Origin of the sequence: Streptomyces bikiniensis (genome assembly GCF_000716625.1) — a bacterium.
Classification (GTDB): domain Bacteria; phylum Actinomycetota; class Actinomycetes; order Streptomycetales; family Streptomycetaceae; genus Streptomyces; species Streptomyces bikiniensis.
In genome coordinates, this window is record NZ_JNXJ01000010.1 from 18,236 (window position 1) to 35,366 (window position 17,131).

The window sequence follows — 17,131 nt, forward strand, 5'->3', positions numbered from 1 at the left end:
GCCTATGCTCTCAGCTCGACCGGCATGGTCGAGACCTCTGCGAGACGGGTGGGGACATGGGGACGGTGGGGCACGTGGGCGAGAAGGTGCGCTGGGGGATCCTGGCGACGGGCGGCATCGCGGAGCGGTTCACCACCGACCTGCTGACGCTCGACGGCGCCGAGGTGGTGGCGGTGGCGTCCCGCAGCGAGGCGCCCGCGAAGGCCTTCGCGGAGCGGTTCGGGATACCGAGGGCGTACGGGGAGTGGGCCGGGCTCTTCGCCGACGCGGACGTGGACGTGGTGTACGTGGCGACCCCGCACCACGCGCACCGGGCGGCGGCCGGCCTCGCCCTGGAGGCGGGCAAGGCGGTGCTCTGCGAGAAGGCCCTCACGCTCAACGCCCGGGAGGCGGCCGAGCTGGTCGCCCTCGCCCGGGACCGGGGCCTCTTCCTGATGGAGGCCATGTGGATGTACTGCAACCCGCTGGTCCGGCGGATCGCGGAGCTGGTGCGCGACGGGGCCGTCGGCGAGGTCCGCACGGTCCAGGCGGACTTCGGGCTCGCGGGCCCGTTCGGGGCCGACCACCGGCTGCGGGACCCGAAGACCGGCGGCGGGGCGCTGCTCGACCTCGGGGTGTACCCGGTGTCGTTCGCGCAGCTGCTGCTCGGCGAGCCGGACTCGGTCCAGGCGCACGCGCTGCTCTCGCCGGAGGGCGTCGACCTGAACACGGGGATGCTGCTCGGCTGGTCCGGCACGGGGGCCTCGGCCCTGCTGTCCTGCTCGATCGCCGCGGACACCCCGCTGACGGCCTCGGTGACGGGTTCGCTCGGCCGGATCGACGTGCCGCGCGGCTTCTTCTTCCCCGAGCGCTTCACCCTGCACCGGAACGGCGCCGAGCCGGAGGAGTTCGTCGCGGAGGCCGACCCGCACTCCTTCCGGCACGAGGCCGCCGAGGTGGTGCGCTGCCTGCGGGCGGGCGAGAAGGAGTCCCCGCTGGTGCCGCTGGACGGTTCGCTCGCGGTGATGCGGACGCTCGACGCGGTACGGGACCGCATCGGCGTCCGCTATCCCGGGGAGTGACTTCCGCACGAACGGTCACGCGGGTACGAGCCCCGGGTTCCCCGCCTCGGTGACGAAGGAGGCGGCGGTGGTGACGGGGGCGCCCGGCGTCGTCACGTACGGGACCGTGCGGAAGTCGGCGCGGGCGCTCTCGCGGCCGAGCGAGACCTTCACGTACCCCCGCCGCCCGTTGAAGAAGCGCAGGTGGGGGTTGGCCCGCGTGAGCCTGTCGTAGTTCGAGGGGCGGTCGGCGCCGTCCTTGCCGCTGGTGATCGAGGTGGTGACGATCTCGGTGCCGACGGTGCGGGAGGACGGGTCGCGGAAGTCGGCCTTGAGGTCGAGGCCGTAGGAGACGTGGACGTCGCCGGTGAGCACCATCAGGTTCTCGACGCCGGCGGCCTCCGCGCCCGCCAGGACGCGCTGCCGGGAGGCCGGGTAGCCGTCCCAGGAGTCCATGGAGAGCTTGAAGTCGGCGGTGGGGCGGTCGCGGCGCTCGGCGAACACGACCTGCTGGGGCAGGACGTTCCAGCGGGCCCGGGAGCGGCGCCAGCCGTCGAGCAGCCAGCGCTCCTGGGTGGCACCGGTCAGGGTGCGCGACGGGTCCTCGGACTCGGGCCCCGGGACCTGCCAGCCGTCGCCGTACGCCTGGTCGGAGCGGTACTGGCGGGTGTCGAGGATGTCGAACTGCGCGAGCCGCCCGAAGCCGAGGCGCCGGTACAGCCGCATGTCGGGGCCCTCGGGGAGCTGGGGGCGGCGCAGCGGCTGGTGCTCCCAGTAGGCGCGGTAGGCGGCGGCGCGGCGGAGCAGGAACTCCTCGGGCGGGACGGTGTTCTCGGGGGTGTCGCCCGCGTAGTTGTTCTCGGTCTCGTGGTCGTCCCAGGTGACCACGAAGGGGTGGGCGGCGTGGGCGGCCCGCAGGTCGGGGTCGGTCTTGTAGAGGGCGTAGCGCAGCCGGTAGTCCTCCAGGGTCAGCGTCTCGCGGTCGAAGACGGCCGGGAGGACGCGGTCGGTGTAGGCGCGGGCGCCGCCGGCGGAGTCGACCGCGTACTCGTACAGGTAGTCGCCGAGGTGGAAGACGACGTCCACGTCCTCCTCGGCGAGGTGGCGGTGGGCGGTGAAGTGGCCGTCGTGGTACGCCTGGCAGGAGACGGCGGCGAGCGAGAGCGAGGCGTTGTGCGCGCCGGGGGCGGGGGCCGTACGGGTGCGGCCGGCCGGGCTGGTCCAGGCGCCGACGCGGAAGCGGTAGAAGTACTCCCGGCCGGGTTCGAGGTGTTCGACCTCGACGTGGACGGTGTGCCGGAACTCGGCGTGGGCGGTGGCGGTCCCGCGCCGCACGGTCCGCCGGAAGCGCTCGTCGCGGGCCAGCTCCCAGTGGACGGTGACGCGCCGGTCGGGCAGTCCGCCGTCGGGCTCGAAGGGGCGGGGCGCGAGCCGGGTCCAGAGCAGGACGGAGCCGGGCAGGGGGTCGCCGGAGGCGACGCCCAGAGTGAACGGGTCCTCGGTGACGCGCCGGGCGTCGAGTTCGGCGGCGGCCGCGGAGCCGGCCGCGGGCAGCTGGGTGGCGAAGGCGAGCGCGGCGGCGGCGCCGGTGACGGTGAGGAACCGCCGCCGCCCGAAGTGCCGTGCGGCTTCCCGGAGTTCCTGGTGATGCTCATGCGTCCGACTCATGTGCCCCTCCCCTGACGAATGCTGTTCGCTCGTCATTCGAGGGGGCCGGGACGACCACGCGTTGTCGGGTACAGGACATCCACGTGTCGGACGGATGAGTTCACGGTGCACGCGTCTCGCGTACGCTGCGCGCCCATGAGCATCGCAGTGGTGACGGGAGCGGGTTCGGGCATCGGCCGGAGCGTGGCCCTCGCGCTCGCGGCGGCGGGCTGGTCGGTGGCGCTCGCGGGCCGCCGGGCGGAGCCCCTGGAGGAGACGGCGGCGCTGGCCCCGGACGGGGACTTCCTGTGCGCCCCGACGGACGTGACGTCGGAGGCACAGGTCGCGGCCCTCTTCTCCTCGGTACGGGACCGCTACGGGCGCGTGGACCTGCTCTTCAACAACGCCGGTACGTTCGCGGGCGGCGGGACCCCGGTCGAGGACCTGGACCCGGCGACCTGGCGGGCGGTCGTGGACGTCAACCTGACGGGCGCGTTCCTGTGCGCGCAGGCGGCCTTCCGGGCCATGAGGGAGCAGGAGCCGCAGGGCGGCCGGATCATCAACAACGGCTCGATCTCGGCGCACGTGCCGCGCCCGCACTCGATCGCGTACACGGCGACGAAGCACGCGATGACGGGCCTGACGAAGTCCCTGTCCCTGGACGGGCGTCCGTACCGGATCGCCTGCGGCCAGCTCGACATCGGCAACGCGGCGACCGACATGACGGCCCGCATGCAGGCCGGCATCCTCCAGGCGGACGGCCGCCTGGCTCCGGAGCCGGTGATGGACGCGGCGGACGTGGCGGCGACGGTGGTGCACATGGCGGGGCTGCCGCTGGAGGCGAACGTGCAGTTCGCGACGGTGATGGCGACGGCGATGCCGTACATCGGCCGGGGCTGAGGCACGGGGAGGGGCCGGTGGGCCGGCGGGAACCCCGCCGGCCCACCGGCCCCTCCGTCACCCCTACGCCTGCCCGGTCTCGAACCGGGCGATCCTCCCGTCCTCGACGGTGAACCGCCAGCGGGTCCGCATCTCGCCCCAGGTGTCGTTGCGGTACCGGGCGACGAGGTCGCGCCCGTCGGCCTTCTGGGACTCGATCTCCATGTGGCCGCGCGAGGAGAAGACCTCCTTCTCGGTCCACTCGTCGAGGTTCCGGTCGGTGCCGTCGTCGGACATGGTGGCGCCGGGCGTGAGGGCCGCCCGGAAGGCCTCCTGGTCGTTGGCGTTGAGGGCCGCGACGAAGGCGCGCACGGCCGGGTCGGAGAGCTGCTCCACGGGAATGGTCATGCCCTACCCGTACACCGCCCACCCCGCCCGCCCCCCGGAACCGGGCCGCTCGCCCCGGCGTGTCAGCGACCGGGCTGGGCCACCTGGACGAGCGGAAAACGACCCGGCCCGGCGGCTGGCGCCGCCGGGCCGTGGCCGACCGGTCAACCGGCCGGCAGGTCGCCGTACCCCTCCGTCACTGGGGCGGCGTGCCCTGGTCGCGGCCCAGCTGCTGCTTGAGCTTGTCCTGGGCGGAGTCGACCTGGCCGCTGTACTTGCCCTGGGTCTTCTCGTCGGCGAAGTCGCCTGCCTTGTCGACGCCCTTTCCGGCCTGGTCCTCGTGGCCCTTGAGCATCCCCTTGAGCTTGTCCATGACCGACATCGTGGTACTCCTCGAAGTCTGTTCGTCAGCGGGCACCTCCAAGGGTCCCCCTTCACTGCCCCAGCCGCATCCGCGCACCCCTCGACCCTCACGAAGAAGGGTCCTGACCTGCGGTTTGGCGGTCAAGGGCATCAAGGGCCCCGAGCGGACGCGCGAGGCCGGGACAAAGCCCCCGGAGCCGTACCCGGGCATGGACAGTCCATGGCACTGGGGCCGTACGCCTGCAGGCAAAGGCGCGGACCGCTGCCCTCCGGCACCACAAGGGGCAGCACCACCTCTCCAAGCAGTTACACATATTGCACTTGGTTCACCTATTTCATATGGTTGAGGGTGGTAGTAGCCACTCGAAGTTGGGGACGCACCTATGCCCGTGACCCACCAGGACCAGAAACCGGCCAAGCAGAGGAAGCGCCCCACCGGCGACAGTACGACGACCTTCGGCTCCGAGACCGAGACCTCCCGCACTCGGAAGAAGGCACTGCGCAAGCGCCCCACCGAGAACCCGTCGTCCCTGCGCGGGACCCAGGCGCAGCGGACGCGGAAGGAGCAGCGCAAACGCAGCGTCGAGGAGGCCGTGCCACGCCTGCGTGACGCCCTCACCAGCAGCGCCGAGACGTTCCACATCACCCTCGCCGAGGCGGGCGAGGTCACCATGGAGGTGCCACGTGAAGCCCTGGCGGTCCTCGTGGAGACCATGGCGCTCATCAACTCCGGCCGCGCGGTCGAGGTGATCGCCAAGAGTACGGAGCTGTCCACCATCCAGGCAGCGAAGGCCCTCGGCGTCTCCCGGCCGCACCTGGTCAAGCTGCTCGACAAGGGCTTGATCGAGTTCCGCATGGTCGGCACCCACCGCCGTGTGGACGTCGCATCCCTGGAGGGCTACCGGCGCCGCGAACAGAACGAGCAAGCCCGACGCCGCCAAGCCGCGGTCGCCTCCGCCATCGGCTCCACCGAGGCCGAGGGGCTGAGCATCACCGCGGACACCACCGCCGACCTCGACGCCTACGCACGCGGAGAACTCGACGCCGCAGCCTTGCGCGCCCGCACCCTCGCCCGCTACACCCGTAAGGCCGCTGAGTGACCGATCCCTACAGCGAGCCCAACGGCGTCCTCCGAAACAGTCTCGGCATCACCGACGCAGACGAGCTTTCCGAAGCCGAATCGGACATCGCCGCGGTGGAACTCGCCGTTCTGGACGCCGAGCCGCTGCTCGGCAGCTACGACCTCGCACACCTGCAAGCCTTCCACCGGCAAATCTTCGGCAGCGTGTACCCGTGGGCCGGGGAGCTGCGCACCATTGAGATCTCCAAGGGCACATCGTTCTGTCCGTCGATCCACATCGCCTCCTACGCGGAGGACGTGTTCCGCAAGCTCGCCGACAACGACCACCTACAAGGCTTGGCCCGCCCGGAGTTCGTCCGAGCCCTGGCCGACCTGTACGGCGACGTGAACGCCATCCACCCCTTCCGGGAAGGCAACGGCCGCACCCAGCGCGCCTTCCTCGCCCAACTCGCCCGCGAAGCCGGCTACACCGTCTCCTGGCAGGACATGGACCAAGAGGAGAACATCGCCGCATCGGTGGCCAGCTTCAACGCGAACAACGACCTACTGGAGAAGATGCTCGACGCTCTGGTAAGACCCGCCTGACTGTCGTCCACCGGCGGCTCCGTCTCCGAGATCGGTCAGCCAGTCGCGGGCCGGCTCTTTCACATCGACAAGGCGCGGCCGGTCAGGCCTGTCGGCTATACCCGACAGGGCGTTCCGCCGTCCGGCTGCGGTACTCGACGTGCCGCAGGCCCCGTCGGGTGCGCTGGACGAGGTGTCCGGGGGTGCTGAAGGCGGCGTTGGAGAGCCAGCCGCGTCGCAGGAGCGACCCGCTCCCTTCGACGAGGTTGAGCTCGGGTGCGTAGGACGGCAGGTAGGAGACGGTCAGCCAATCCCGGGCCGCGGGGCGGCCTTGTGAACGCTGAGGTTGTCCCAAGCGAGCACGATCGGGCCGCCGAGCCGCTGGCGTTCGACGGTCGGCCCGCCCCCTTGTGGATACCGCACGCCTCCGGCGATACCGCAGCAGACGACCAGCCGCCAGCCCCTACGACACCACGGGTTCCACCCCAGTAACGCGGGCAAGCCCCCGAAAGACCGGAAAGGGCCTCCGACGCAGGTCAGAGGCCCTATCCGAGGAAAAGCCCCAGGTGGCGGCAGACGAGTCGGGCTGTACGCCGAGGACTGTCGGCGCAACGCCATGACCTGCACAAACGTGTAGGGACGGCCTCCCGTGGCCACTTTGGTGGCTACGCAACAAGACGTCCCCGTCCGGATCGGTCCCGGACGGGGACGTCGTCGCTCCTGAGGTCAGACAGTCTGCTCGACGCGTTCGAAGATGTCCGCGTCCGTCTCCCGCTGCCAGGCCGGCAGGTCGGCCCAGTCGGCGACGTATCCGGGCTTGGGGTCCTCGAAGTGCCTGAACATCTGGGCGGTCCAGCAGATCGCGACGAATCGCCCCTTCTGCTCGCGGGTGAGCCGGGCCGCATGCCCGCCGCTGACCTCGATGAAGTCGCGCACCTGCCCGTACACGGCGGCGGCGGCTTCGCGCTCCCACGCGGGCGTCTCGTCCCACGGCGTGACGTAGCCGGGCTTCGGCTCGCCGGGACAGTGCTTGTGCACACCGTCGATCCACGCCTCGCGGAAGATCCGGCCGTCGTTCATGCGCGTGTCCCTCTCGTCATGCGGTGCGCGGAAGCGCCGCGATTCGGTGATCAAGAGTCGAGACTCGGTCATCGGACACGAGCGGGGCAAGACGCCCCCGAAGCCCGTCCAGCTTCTTGCCGATGAACCCCGAATCCGACCGGTCGGCCAGTCCGAGTGCCTGCTCCGCGTAGTGCACGACCTGGTCGATGTCCCGCCTCGATCTCTCCGCCCGGACCGCGTACACGGGCGGTGAGCGGCGCACCCTTGAGGTCCCTGTTCGATCCGGAGAAGGAGTCGTCCGAGTTCGTCGCAGACGGCGCTGGATCGACCGGGCCTCCTCCCTGCGCCGGGAGCAGCGGATCACCTGAGCCACTACGCTCCGGCCATGGACGACGAACCGCTCGCGGAGTGGGCCGAGCGCCGGGACGCGAGGATCGGGCAGCTCCGTGCCGTACCCCTCGTGACCGGCGACGGCCCGCGGGCATCGCACCTGAACCCCGACGCTCCCCGCGCGATCCAGCGGTGGAACGGGCATCTGTGGGAGGCGCACGGCTTCGCGGCGAACCTCGCGGAAGCACGGCGCCTCCTGTTCCCCCGTGCCGAGACCGCCGCCACTCCCGAGGCGCCGCCGAAGCTCGGTCCCGGGACCGGCAGACATCGGAAGCCTCCGACGCCCTGATGACTCCGCCGGCGTCCCGGCCCGATTCCCGGCTCGGCCGGCACCCGTTCAAGCCGCCCGGCGTGGCTGCCTTCATGGCTACCTTCGAACCGGTACGGAACAGGGTGGGGCGACGCCCCTGTTTTCACAGGGAAGGCCTCTGACCTGCGGTATCGCTGGTCAGAGGCCTTGAGGGGCAGACGAGTCGGGCTGTACGCCGGGTTCTGTGCCCCGGGACCTCGCGGTCGTCGGGGTGACGGCCATCCATCTAGGACCGGCGTTGCCGCCGGCCTCCTGCGGTCTACCCGCGGACTCGGGCGAGCAGCCCTCGAACATCCGCGCAGGGACACCGGGGTGTCCCCTCTTGACCTTGCTCCGAGTGGGGTTTACCTAGCCGCCTGAGTCACCTCAGGCGCTGGTGGTCTCTTACACCACCGTTTCACCCTTACCGAGGTCCGTACGGATACGGTCCCGGCGGTCTGTTTTCTGTGGCACTGTCCCGCGGGTCACCCCGGGTGGCCGTTAGCCACCACCCTGCTCTGTGGAGCCCGGACGTTCCTCGGGGAGATCCGGAGATCCCCACGCGGCCGCCCGCCCGGCTCGTCTGCCGTGCCGACCATGCTACCCGCCGCACCGGCCCGCCCTTGACCCTGCCGCAGCGTCAGGGTTTCTACTGGCCCCATGCGCATCGGCGAGATCGCCGCCCTGGTCGGGGTCACCCCCCGGGCCGTGCGGCACTACCACCAGTCCGGGCTGCTGCCCGAGCCCGCGCGGCGGGCCAACGGGTACCGGGAGTACGGCGTCCGGGACGCCGTCCTGCTCGCTCGCATCCGGCGCCTCACCGCACTGGGGCTCGGCCTCGACGAGGTGCGGGACGTGCTCGCGGACGACGAGGGGCGCGGGCTCGTGGAGGTCCTGGAGGAGCTGGCCGACGACCTCGCCCGGCAGGAGGCCGTGCTGCGGGAGCGGCGGAAGCGGCTCGCCGCTCTCCTGGACGACGCCCGCGCCGGGCGACTGCCCGCCGACGGGCCCGTCTCGCCGGAGTTCGCCGCGCTCCTGGCGGGCCTGGGCGAGCCGCCCGCCTCCCCCATGGCCGTGAAGGACCGGCAGGTCCTCGCCCTGCTCGACGCCGTCGTGCCGGAGGAGGACCGGGCGCGCCTGATGGAGTCCCTGCGCGGGATGGCCCCGTCCGCGTACGAGGTGTACGCGCTGTTCGACGCCCTGGAGGACGCCGCGCCGGACGATCCCCGCGTGGACGGGGCCGCCCGGGTGCTCGCGGACTCCCTGCCGGACCTCCCCGGGGCCGAGCTGCCGGAGGGCGCGGCGGACGGGCGCGGCTCCGGGTCCCTCCTCGCCGACGCCGTCTTCGCGGACCTCTCCCCCGCCCAGGAGGCGGCCCTGCGCCTCGCGATGCGTCTCGTACGGGACCGAGTACGGGAACGGGTACAGGACCGGCGGGAGGGGACCCCGTGACGACCGCACGCCCCCTCCGGGTCCTCGCCTGTGCCGTCCTCCCCCTCGAAGCCGTCCTCGTCGTCCGCCTCGTCGGGGGCGTACGGACACCCGCCCCCGTCCTCGTCCTCGCCGAAGTCCTCGTGGCGGGCCTCCTCCTCGCCGAAGGCCTCGCCTACCTGCGGTTGCGGCGGCGCGGGCTCTCGCGGCGGGACGCCGTGGCGGAGCTGGTGCCCGGGCCCGTGCTGCGGCTCCTCGGGCACGAGCTGCGGCTGCTCGCGAGCCTGGGGCGGTGGGTCGCGCGCCGGCCGCACGGGACCGCCGGCGCGGACGGGGTGTTCCCGTACGCCCGCGACCAGGCCGCGCTGATGTACGGCTTCGCGTTCGTGTGCGTGGTCGAGACGGTCGGCCTGTCGTTCCTGCTCGCCCGCTGGCCTCTCGTCCACGGGATCGTCCTGGTCCTGGACGTCTACACCGTGCTCTTCGTCCTCGGTCTGCACGCCGCCTCCGCGACCCGCCCGCACGTCCTCGCCGGAGGCGTCCTGCGGCTGCGGCAGGCCGCCCACGTCGACCTGCGGATCCCGCTCGACCGGATCGCGTCCGTACGGCGGGAGACGCTGTTCTCCCACGAGAAGGCGGAAGGCGAGCTGAACCTCGCCGTCGGCGCGCAGACCTCCGTCACCGTCGAGCTGACCGAGCCGGTGGACGCGCCCCGGCTGCTCGGCGCGCCCCGGCCCGTACGGGTCGTCAGGGTCCACGCCGACGACCCGCAAGCCCTGTACGGAGCACTCACGCGGGCGCGAACAGCACCTTCGCCCGCCCCGGGTCCGCCTCCGCGAGTCTGACCCGCAGCCACTCCCCCAGCGGCAGCGGGGATTCGCCGCCCGCGATCCGGGCGACCACCGCCGGGTCCTCCAGGTGGACGGTGCCGGTGGACGGCTCGCGCTCCTTGACGTCGATCACGTACGCGTCGAAGAGCTCCCCGATCCGGTCCTTCAGGAGCGCCGCCTCGACGACGTCGACGCTCTCGCGCTCGACGGAGCCGGCGCGGCGCGAGCCCGCGGCCATCTCGTCGGGGAGCGAGGGCAGCGCGGCCCGCACCCACTCGGGCGGCTCGTCCCCGGCGACCGCCGCCACGCACAGCTCGCTCGCGTACCGGTCGACGAGGCGGCGCAGCGGGGCGGTGCAGTGGGTGTACTCGTCGGCGACGGCGGCGTGCACGGCCGGGTCGGGGACGTGGCCGTCGGTGAAGACGGTGTACCCGGCGCCGCGCAGGAGGGTCGTGCACTCCTGGAGGAAGGCGGCGTGGCGCGGGTTCGAGGGGTCGGCGGAGCGGACGACGTCGGCGTACGGGACGTGGTGCGGCCAGTCGACGCCGAGGGCCTGCGCGGAGCGGCGCAGCCGGGCCACGGCGCCGTCGGGCGCGGTGGGGAGGGTGCGCAGGATGCCGGTGCCGGCGGCGGTCATCAGGTCGGCGGCGGCCATGCCGGTGAGCAGCGAGATCTGCGCGTTCCAGCTCTCGGAGGGGAACGGGGCCCGGTAGACCAGGTCGTAGCCGTCGTCCTTCTCGACGATCTCCTGTTCGGGGACGTCGAGGGAGATCCCGCCGCGCTCGATCTCGACGGCCTCGCGCAGGCGCCCGATCTCGCGCAGCAGGGCGACGGGCTCCTCGGCGGTGCCGGAGTCGAGCCGCCGCTGCACGCCCGCGTAGTCGAGCTTGGCCCGGCTGCGGACGAGGGCGCGGCGCACGTCGGTGGCGACCCTGCGCCCCTCGGCGTCGAGGTCGATCCGCCACAGCACGGCGGGCCGGACCTCGCCGGGGAGGAGACTGGCGGCGCCCTCGGAGAGGACGGCGGGGTGGAGGGGGACCTTGCCGTCGGGGAAGTAGAGGGTGAGGACCCGCCGGTGGGCCTCGGCGTCGAGCGCGGAGCCGGGGGCGACGAAGGCGGCGACGTCGGCGATGGCGTAGTGGACGCGGTAGCCGCCGTCGGCCCTGCGGGCCAGGTGCACGGCCTGGTCGAGGTCGGTGGAGGTGGGCGGGTCGACGGTGAAGAAGGGCAGGTCGGTGGCGTCGTGCGCGGGGAGCCGGGGCGCCTTCGCGGCGGTCTCGGCCTCGGCGAGGACGGCGGGCGGGAAGGCGCCGGGGACCGCGAGTTCGGTACGGAGGGCGCGCAGGGCGGCCCGCAGGGGAGCCTCGGCTGCGCCGGTCACGTGTAGGGGGCGGCGGGGCATGGACCGAGCGTAGGGGGTGGGGGCGGGCGCGTCATGTCGGCGCCTTCTCCGCGAGGGGTTCGGGCGTCTTCTCCGCGAGGAGGTCGGCGTCTTCTCCGCGAGGGGTTCGGCACCTTCTCCACGAGGAGGTCGGCGCCTTCTCCGCGAGGGGTTCGGCACCTTCTCCACGAGGAGGTCGGCGCCTTCTCCGCGAGGGGTTCCGGCGCCGCTTTGTAGGCTGGGCGGCCGGGGCCGCACCCCCACCCCCGTCCGTACGAAGGAGAACCACCGTGCTCGTGCTGCTGCCGCCCTCCGAAGGCAAGGCTCCGTCGGGGAGCGGGGCGCCCCTGAAGCCGGAGTCGCTGTCCCTGCCGGGGCTCGCGGAGGCGCGGGCGGCGGTCCTGGACGAGCTGGTCGAGCTGTGTGCCGCCGACGAGGAGAAGGCCCGCGGGGTGCTCGGCCTGAGCGAGGGGCTGCGCGGCGAGGTCGCGAAGAACGCCGAGCTGCGGACGGCCGGCGCGCGCCCGGCCGGGGAGGTCTACACCGGCGTCCTGTACGACGCGCTCGGTCTGGCGACCCTGGACGCGGCGGCCCGGGAGCGGGCCGGGGACGCGCTCCTGGTCTTCTCCGGCCTGTGGGGCGCCGTGAAGGTGACCGACCGCATCCCGTCGTACCGCTGCTCGATGGGGGTCAAGCTGCCGGGCCTCGGCGCGCTCGGCGCGCACTGGCGGGGCCCGATGGCGTCCGTGCTTCCCGGGGCGGCCGGGGACGGGCTCGTCCTGGACCTGCGCTCGTCGGCGTACGCGACGGCGTGGCGGCCGAAGGGGGAGGTCGCGGCGCGGACGGCGACGGTGCGGGTGCTGCACGCGCCGACCCGGAAGGTGGTCAGCCACTTCAACAAGGCGACGAAGGGCCGGATCGTACGGAGCCTCCTGGAGGCGGGCGCGGAGCCCGGCACCCCGGCGGAGCTGGTGGAGGCGCTGCGGGACCTGCGGTACGTGGTGGAGGAGGGCGGGAAGCCGGGGGCGCTGGACGTTCTGGTGGACGAGATCCACTGAGAAGCCGTTGCGCTCTGCGCAACACTCGTTGCGGGTGGCGCTCGACCTCGTCAGGATGAGGCCATGACGAGCGTGTTCGACCTTGCCCCGGAAGCCCCCGTCGTCCCCGTGGTGGTGATCGAGGACGCCGCCGACGCGGTCCCCCTGGCCCGCGCCCTGGTGGCCGGCGGGCTGCCGCTGATCGAGGTCACGCTGCGGACCCCGGCCGCGCTCGACGCCCTGCGGGCGATCGCGGACGGGGTGCCGGAGGCGGTCGTCGGCGCCGGGACCGTCGTCTCGGCGGCCGGGGTCGCGGACGCGGTCGGCGCCGGGGCCCGGTTCCTGGTCAGCCCCGGCTGGACCGGGCGGCTCCTCGGCGCGATGCGGGAGTCGGGCGTGCCGTTCCTGCCGGGGGTCTCGACGGTCTCGGAGGTCGTGGCGCTGCTCGAACAGGGCGTGGACGCGATGAAGTTCTTCCCGGCGGAGGCGGCGGGCGGCGTTCCGTACCTGAAGTCCCTCGCGGGCCCGCTCCCGCAGGCCCGCTTCTGCCCGACCGGCGGCGTCTCGCTCTCCTCCGCCCCCGCCTACCTCGCCCTGCCGAACGTCGGCTGCGTCGGCGGTACGTGGATGCTGCCGCCCGACGCCCTCGCGGCCCGCGACTGGGCCCGGGTCGAGTCCCTGGCGCGCGGGGCGGCGGCGCTGCGGGCGCCGGTCAGCGGCCGGTGAACCCGGCGGTCAGGTGGTCGGTCACCGGACGGTAACCGAGTCGTTGGTACAGGGCGTTGCTGGTGGGGTTGGCCAGGTCCGTGAAGAGCAGGACCTGCACGGCCCCGGCGTCCAAGGCGGCGCGGCTCGCGGCGGTGGTGACACCGGCGGCGTACCCGCGTCCGCGGGCGGCGGGCGGGGTGTAGACCAAGTGGACGCGGGACTGGCCCTCGGCCACGGGCGAGAAGCAGGCCATGGAGACGGGCCGCCCGTCGGCCCCCTCCCAGAGGAGCAGCCGGCCGCCGGAGATCCGTTCCGCGACGGGTCCGCTGTAGTCCTCCCCCGGCTCCTCGCCGATGTCCCGGACGAACTCCCGTGCCCAGGCGGCGGCGAGGGGCACGTCGGCGGCGGTGGCGACGCGGGCGCGGCCTGCGGGGGCCGGGTCCGGCGGGGTGAGCGTCCCGAGCCGGAAGAGCCGCATCCGGAAGGTGGCGGTCCAGGGGCGTCCGGTGGCCTCCGCGAACGCCTCGACGGCCGCGGTCTCGCCTCGCAGGACGGTCACCCCCGCGTCCCCGAAGGGGCCCGGCAGGGAGGCGAGCGCGCGGGCCGCCTCCGGCGCCACCGTCCCGAAGGTCGGCTCCCCCGGCGCGGCCACCACGAGCACCCCGGTGACCCGCCCGTCCGGCTCGGCCCACCAGCCGAGCCGCCCGGCGGTGTCCACGAGCGTGAGCACGCCGGTGTTGCGGGCGGGTTCGGCGGACAGCAGGGCGCCGGCGGCCGCGCGGAAGGCGGCCGGGTCGTCGGTGAAGTGCCATGTCATGGACGGTGATGGTGGTACGGGGGCGGATCCCCGCGCCACCCGTTTCCCCTCGCCCTACCGCAGGTGCGAGGTGTCGTTGAGGAGGCGTACGGAGGCGTTGCCGTCCGCGTAGTAGGCGACGGCCGAGATCGAGGCGGCCGACAGCTCCATGCGGAACAGGGACTCCGGCGGGGCGCCGAGGGCCAGCCGGACCAGGGTCTTGATCGGCGTGACGTGGGTGACGAGGAGGACGGTGCGGCCCGCGTGGGCGGCGGTCAGCCGGTCCCGGGTCGCCGCGACGCGCCGGGCGACGGTCGCGAAGCTCTCGCCACCGCCGGTCGGCGCGGCCTTCGGGGAGGCGAGCCAGGCGTCCAGGTCCTCGGGGTACCGCTCGCGGACCTCGCCGAAGGTCAGCCCCTCCCAGGCACCGAAGTCGGTCTCCCGCAGGCCCTGTTCGATCCGCACGTCGAGCCCGAGGCGGGCGGCGACGGCGGCGGCGGTCTGGCGGCAGCGGGTCAGGGGCGAGCTGACGATCTCCTGGATCGTGCCCCGGGCGGCGAGCGCGGCGGCCACGGCCTCGGCCTGCCGCAGCCCGGCCGCCGACAGCTCGGGGTCGGTCCCGCCGCTCCCGGAGAACCGCTTCTCGGGCGTGAGCGCGGTCTCCCCGTGCCGCAGCAGCACGAAGGTCGCGGGCGCCCCCGTGTCGGGCGCGGCCCAGCCCTGCGGGGAGGCGCCCCGCGGCTGTACGGAGACGGGCGCGGGGGCGTCGGAGCGCGTGGCTCCGGTGCCGGTGGCGGCCGCCCGGTCCGGCTCCGCGCCGGTGGGCGCGGGGCCCGGGTCCGTACGGGTGCGCGCCGCCTGCCCGGTCGGCGCCGGAGCGCCCGCCTCGGCCTCGAAGTCCCCCGAGGCGGTCGGGGTGGACGAGGCCGCCGTGGCCTCTTCGGCGGCGAACAGGCCGTCGCCCGCGGCCGGCCGGGCGCCCGCGCCCGCGCCCGTGGGCGCACTCGTGCGCGTGGACGTACTCGTACCGGCGGCGGTCGTCGACAGCGCCGCCCTCGCCCGGGCCGCCCCCGCCCGCGCGTCGCCCGGCGGGCCCGACGGCGGCGGGGCCGAGGCGTTGCGGGCGGCGGAGGCGTCGAGGGACGCCGTGGAGCCGGAGGGCTCCCACCGGCGCCCGAGCCGCCCCGCGTCCATCGCCTCGTTCGCCAGCCGGTCCGCGTGCTTGTTCCGCTCGCGCGGGATCCACTCGTAGCGGACGCGGCCCGCCGGGAAGACCCGGCCGGCCTCGGCCGCGAGCGGCTTCATGTCCGGGTGCTTGATCTTCCAGCGGCCGGACATCTGCTCGACGACCAGCTTGGAGTCCATGCGGACGTGGACGGTGGCGTCCGGGAAGAGCTCCCGGGCCGCCTTGAGGCCCGCGACCAGGCCCTTGTACTCGGCGACGTTGTTCGTCGCCACACCGATGTACTCGGCGGCCTCGGCGAGCGTCTCGCCCGTCGCCGCGTCCAGGACCACCGCCCCGTAACCGGCGGGCCCCGGGTTGCCCCGGGAGCCTCCGTCCGCCTCGACGACGAGCTCGCGCGCGGAGGTCATTACAGGCCGGACTCCGAGGTGCGGACGAGGATCCGGCGGCAGTTCTCGCACCGGACGACCGCGTCCTTGGCGGCGGCGCGGACCTCGTTGAGCTCGGTGATGTTGAGCTCGATGTGGCAGCCCTCGCACTTGCGCTGGTAGAGGCGGGCCGCGCCCACGCCGCCCTGCTGCTCGCGCAGCTTCTCGTACAGCTTGAGCAGGTCGGCCGGGACGGAGCCCGCGACCAGCTCGCGCTCCTTGGCGACGGAGGCGGTCTCGGCGTCCAGCTCGGCCTGGGCGGCGTCGCGGCGGGCGGTGGCGTCGTCGGTCTTGGCCTGGACGGCGGAGACGCGCTCGGTCAGCTCGGCGAGGCGGTCCTGGATCGACTCGCGGCGCTCCATGACCTCCAGGACGATCTCCTCCAGGTCGCCCTGGCGCTTGGCGAGGGAGACGATCTCGCGCTGGAGGTTCTCCAGGTCCTTCGGGGAGGAGACGGCGCCGGAGTCGAGGCGCTGCTGGTCGCGCGCGGCGCGCTGGCGGACCTGGTCGACGTCCTGCTCGGCCTTGGTCTGCTCGCGGCCGCAGTCGCTCTCCTCGGTCTGCGCGGCGACGAGCAGGTCGCGCAGCTGGTTGAGGTCCTTGGTGAGCGCCTCGATCTCGGCGTGCTCGGGCAGCGAGCGGCGCTTGTGGGCGAGCTGCTGGAGGCGGGTGTCCAGGGCCTGGACGTCGAGGAGGCGGATCTGGTCGGCGGGCGCGGCGTTCAGTTGGGGGCTCCAGGAGAAGAGGTGTGGTGGGAGGACCAGGGGTCGGTGACCGTCTTCGAGACGTGGACGCGGAGGTCCCAGCCGTGACGGTCGGAGATCGCTTCGAGCTGCGCGGCCGCCTGCTCGCACCAGGGCCACTCGGTGGCCCAGTGGGCGGCGTCGACCAGGCCCAGCGGGGTCCGCTGGGTGGCCTCGGAGACGGGGTGGTGGCGCAGGTCGGAGGTGAGGAAGGCGTCCACGCCGGCGGCGCGCACGGCGTCGAAGAGGCTGTCGCCGGAGCCGCCGCTGACGGCGACGCGGCGCACGGGCGTGCCGGGGTCGCCGGCGACCCGGATGCCCTGCGCGGTGGCGGGCAGCCGCGCGGCGGCGCGGGCGGCGAACTCGGCGAGGGTCTCGGGGCGGTCCAGCTCGCAGATCCGGCCGAGGCCGTTCTCGGGGACGAGCGGGCCGGTGACGCGCAGGCCGAGGGCGCCGGCGAGGGCGTCGGAGACGCCGGGGTCGGCGGTGTCGGCGTTGGTGTGCGCGACGTGGAGGGCGATGTCGTTCTTGATGAGGTCGTGCACGACGCGGCCCTTGAAGTGGCCGGCCGCGACCGTCGTCGTACCGCGCAGGTAGAGCGGGTGGTGGGCGACGATCAGGTCGGCGCCGAGGGAGACGGCCTCGTCGACGATCTCCTGGACGGGGTCGACGGCGAAGAGGACGCGGCCGACCCGGGCGTCGGGGTCGCCGCAGACGGTACCGACGGCGTCCCACTGCTCGGCCCGGTCGGGCGGCCAGAGGGCGTCGAGTTCGGCGATGACTTCAGACAGACGGGGCACGGGGGAAAGGCTACCTGTCCCGCGTACTCCACCGCCCTGGCCTGTGGACGACCCCGTCCGGGCCCCGGCCCCCGCGGACGACCCCGCCCTCC

General features: G+C 73.8%; 18 protein-coding genes, 1 other RNA gene and 1 pseudogene. 9 read left to right on the plus strand and 11 right to left on the minus strand.

Translation table 11 applies throughout. From position 1 onward, the window contains the following. Positions 1-56 precede the first annotated feature (56 nt). On the plus strand, positions 57-1,061 hold the full coding sequence (locus tag OO47_RS10010) for a Gfo/Idh/MocA family protein (RefSeq protein WP_030208291.1): 1,005 nt from the start codon (positions 57-59) through the stop codon (positions 1,059-1,061). Between the two features lie 15 nt (positions 1,062-1,076). Here OO47_RS10010 and OO47_RS10015 read toward each other — a convergent pair whose 3' ends face one another. Then, positions 1,077-2,708, minus strand: a complete 1,632-nt coding sequence (locus tag OO47_RS10015) for an alkaline phosphatase D family protein (protein ID WP_030208294.1) — start codon at positions 2,706-2,708, stop codon at positions 1,077-1,079. Between the two features lie 135 nt (positions 2,709-2,843). Between OO47_RS10015 and OO47_RS10020 the strand changes: the two genes are divergently transcribed. Further along, the gene (locus tag OO47_RS10020) at positions 2,844-3,587 is read left to right on the plus strand and encodes an SDR family oxidoreductase (protein ID WP_030208297.1); all 744 of its coding nucleotides are present in this window, start codon (positions 2,844-2,846) and stop codon (positions 3,585-3,587) included. 63 nt (positions 3,588-3,650) lie between these two features. Here OO47_RS10020 and OO47_RS10025 read toward each other — a convergent pair whose 3' ends face one another. Together OO47_RS10025 and OO47_RS10030 are read right to left on the minus strand one after the other, a co-directional pair. Then, on the minus strand, positions 3,651-3,974 hold the full coding sequence (locus OO47_RS10025) for a nuclear transport factor 2 family protein (RefSeq protein ID WP_030208299.1): 324 nt from the start codon (positions 3,972-3,974) through the stop codon (positions 3,651-3,653). 175 nt (positions 3,975-4,149) lie between these two features. Then, positions 4,150-4,335, minus strand: coding sequence for an antitoxin (locus tag OO47_RS10030; protein ID WP_030208301.1), 186 nt, complete (start codon positions 4,333-4,335; stop codon positions 4,150-4,152). Between the two features lie 364 nt (positions 4,336-4,699). Between OO47_RS10030 and OO47_RS33910 the strand changes: the two genes are divergently transcribed. Together OO47_RS33910 and OO47_RS10040 are read left to right on the plus strand one after the other, a co-directional pair. Beyond that, on the plus strand, positions 4,700-5,416 hold the full coding sequence (locus OO47_RS33910) for an antitoxin VbhA family protein (RefSeq protein ID WP_051715505.1): 717 nt from the start codon (positions 4,700-4,702) through the stop codon (positions 5,414-5,416). After that, a complete protein-coding gene (locus OO47_RS10040) occupies positions 5,413-5,982 on the plus strand; it encodes a Fic/DOC family protein (RefSeq protein WP_030208304.1) in 570 nt (189 codons plus the stop codon). The genes OO47_RS33910 and OO47_RS10040 overlap by 4 nt, the downstream gene beginning before the upstream one ends. A gap of 82 nt (positions 5,983-6,064) precedes the next feature. Here the strand turns inward: OO47_RS10040 and OO47_RS34830 are convergent. Continuing rightward, a pseudogene (locus OO47_RS34830) lies at positions 6,065-6,345 on the minus strand (transposase); the annotation flags it as partial. A 342-nt stretch (positions 6,346-6,687) separates the two neighbouring features. Beyond that, complete coding sequence (locus tag OO47_RS10045) at positions 6,688-7,041, minus strand: hypothetical protein (RefSeq protein WP_030208306.1); 354 nt, start codon at positions 7,039-7,041, stop codon at positions 6,688-6,690. A gap of 367 nt (positions 7,042-7,408) precedes the next feature. Between OO47_RS10045 and OO47_RS10055 the strand changes: the two genes are divergently transcribed. After that, complete coding sequence (locus OO47_RS10055) at positions 7,409-7,702, plus strand: DUF6087 family protein (RefSeq protein WP_030208313.1); 294 nt, start codon at positions 7,409-7,411, stop codon at positions 7,700-7,702. 176 nt (positions 7,703-7,878) lie between these two features. On the opposite strand, the gene rnpB is transcribed toward OO47_RS10055, so the two are convergent. Beyond that, an RNA gene (gene rnpB, locus OO47_RS33925) (RNase P RNA component class A) lies at positions 7,879-8,284 on the minus strand. 78 nt (positions 8,285-8,362) lie between these two features. Here rnpB and OO47_RS10060 point away from each other — a divergent pair. Next, entirely contained in the window at positions 8,363-9,154 is a 792-nt protein-coding gene (locus tag OO47_RS10060) for a MerR family transcriptional regulator (RefSeq protein WP_030208316.1), read from the plus strand. Next, positions 9,151-9,978, plus strand: a complete 828-nt coding sequence (locus tag OO47_RS10065; protein WP_033208668.1) for a hypothetical protein — start codon at positions 9,151-9,153, stop codon at positions 9,976-9,978. Before OO47_RS10060 ends, OO47_RS10065 begins: the two co-directional genes overlap by 4 nt. On the opposite strand, the gene OO47_RS10070 is transcribed toward OO47_RS10065, so the two are convergent. Next, complete coding sequence (locus OO47_RS10070) at positions 9,923-11,365, minus strand: RNB domain-containing ribonuclease (RefSeq protein ID WP_030208320.1); 1,443 nt, start codon at positions 11,363-11,365, stop codon at positions 9,923-9,925. The genes OO47_RS10065 and OO47_RS10070 overlap by 56 nt on opposite strands. Before the next feature lie 269 nt (positions 11,366-11,634). On the opposite strand from OO47_RS10070, the gene yaaA reads away from it, so the two are divergent. Then, positions 11,635-12,402 carry a peroxide stress protein YaaA gene (yaaA, locus tag OO47_RS10075; RefSeq protein WP_030208323.1) on the plus strand — a complete coding sequence of 256 codons (768 nt, stop codon included), beginning with the start codon at positions 11,635-11,637 and terminating at the stop codon, positions 12,400-12,402. 63 nt (positions 12,403-12,465) lie between these two features. Continuing rightward, positions 12,466-13,107 (plus strand): bifunctional 4-hydroxy-2-oxoglutarate aldolase/2-dehydro-3-deoxy-phosphogluconate aldolase, encoded by a 642-nt coding sequence (gene eda, locus OO47_RS10080; protein ID WP_030208326.1) that lies wholly within the window; start codon positions 12,466-12,468, stop codon positions 13,105-13,107. Here eda and OO47_RS10085 read toward each other — a convergent pair. Genes OO47_RS10085 through OO47_RS10100 form a run of 4 tightly spaced genes read right to left on the minus strand, consistent with a single transcriptional unit; the run spans position 13,094 to position 17,039 of the window. Next, the gene (locus OO47_RS10085; protein WP_030208329.1) at positions 13,094-13,906 is read right to left on the minus strand and encodes a GNAT family N-acetyltransferase; all 813 of its coding nucleotides are present in this window, start codon (positions 13,904-13,906) and stop codon (positions 13,094-13,096) included. The two genes, eda and OO47_RS10085, sit on opposite strands and share 14 nt — an antisense overlap. A gap of 54 nt (positions 13,907-13,960) precedes the next feature. Beyond that, positions 13,961-15,478 (minus strand): bifunctional RNase H/acid phosphatase, encoded by a 1,518-nt coding sequence (locus OO47_RS10090; RefSeq protein WP_030208332.1) that lies wholly within the window; start codon positions 15,476-15,478, stop codon positions 13,961-13,963. Beyond that, on the minus strand, positions 15,478-16,221 hold the full coding sequence (locus OO47_RS10095) for a zinc ribbon domain-containing protein (protein WP_234323125.1): 744 nt from the start codon (positions 16,219-16,221) through the stop codon (positions 15,478-15,480). The genes OO47_RS10090 and OO47_RS10095 overlap by 1 nt, the downstream gene beginning before the upstream one ends. Continuing rightward, complete coding sequence (locus OO47_RS10100) at positions 16,218-17,039, minus strand: Nif3-like dinuclear metal center hexameric protein (RefSeq protein WP_030208337.1); 822 nt, start codon at positions 17,037-17,039, stop codon at positions 16,218-16,220. The genes OO47_RS10095 and OO47_RS10100 overlap by 4 nt, the downstream gene beginning before the upstream one ends. Between the last annotated feature and the right edge of the window lie 92 nt (positions 17,040-17,131).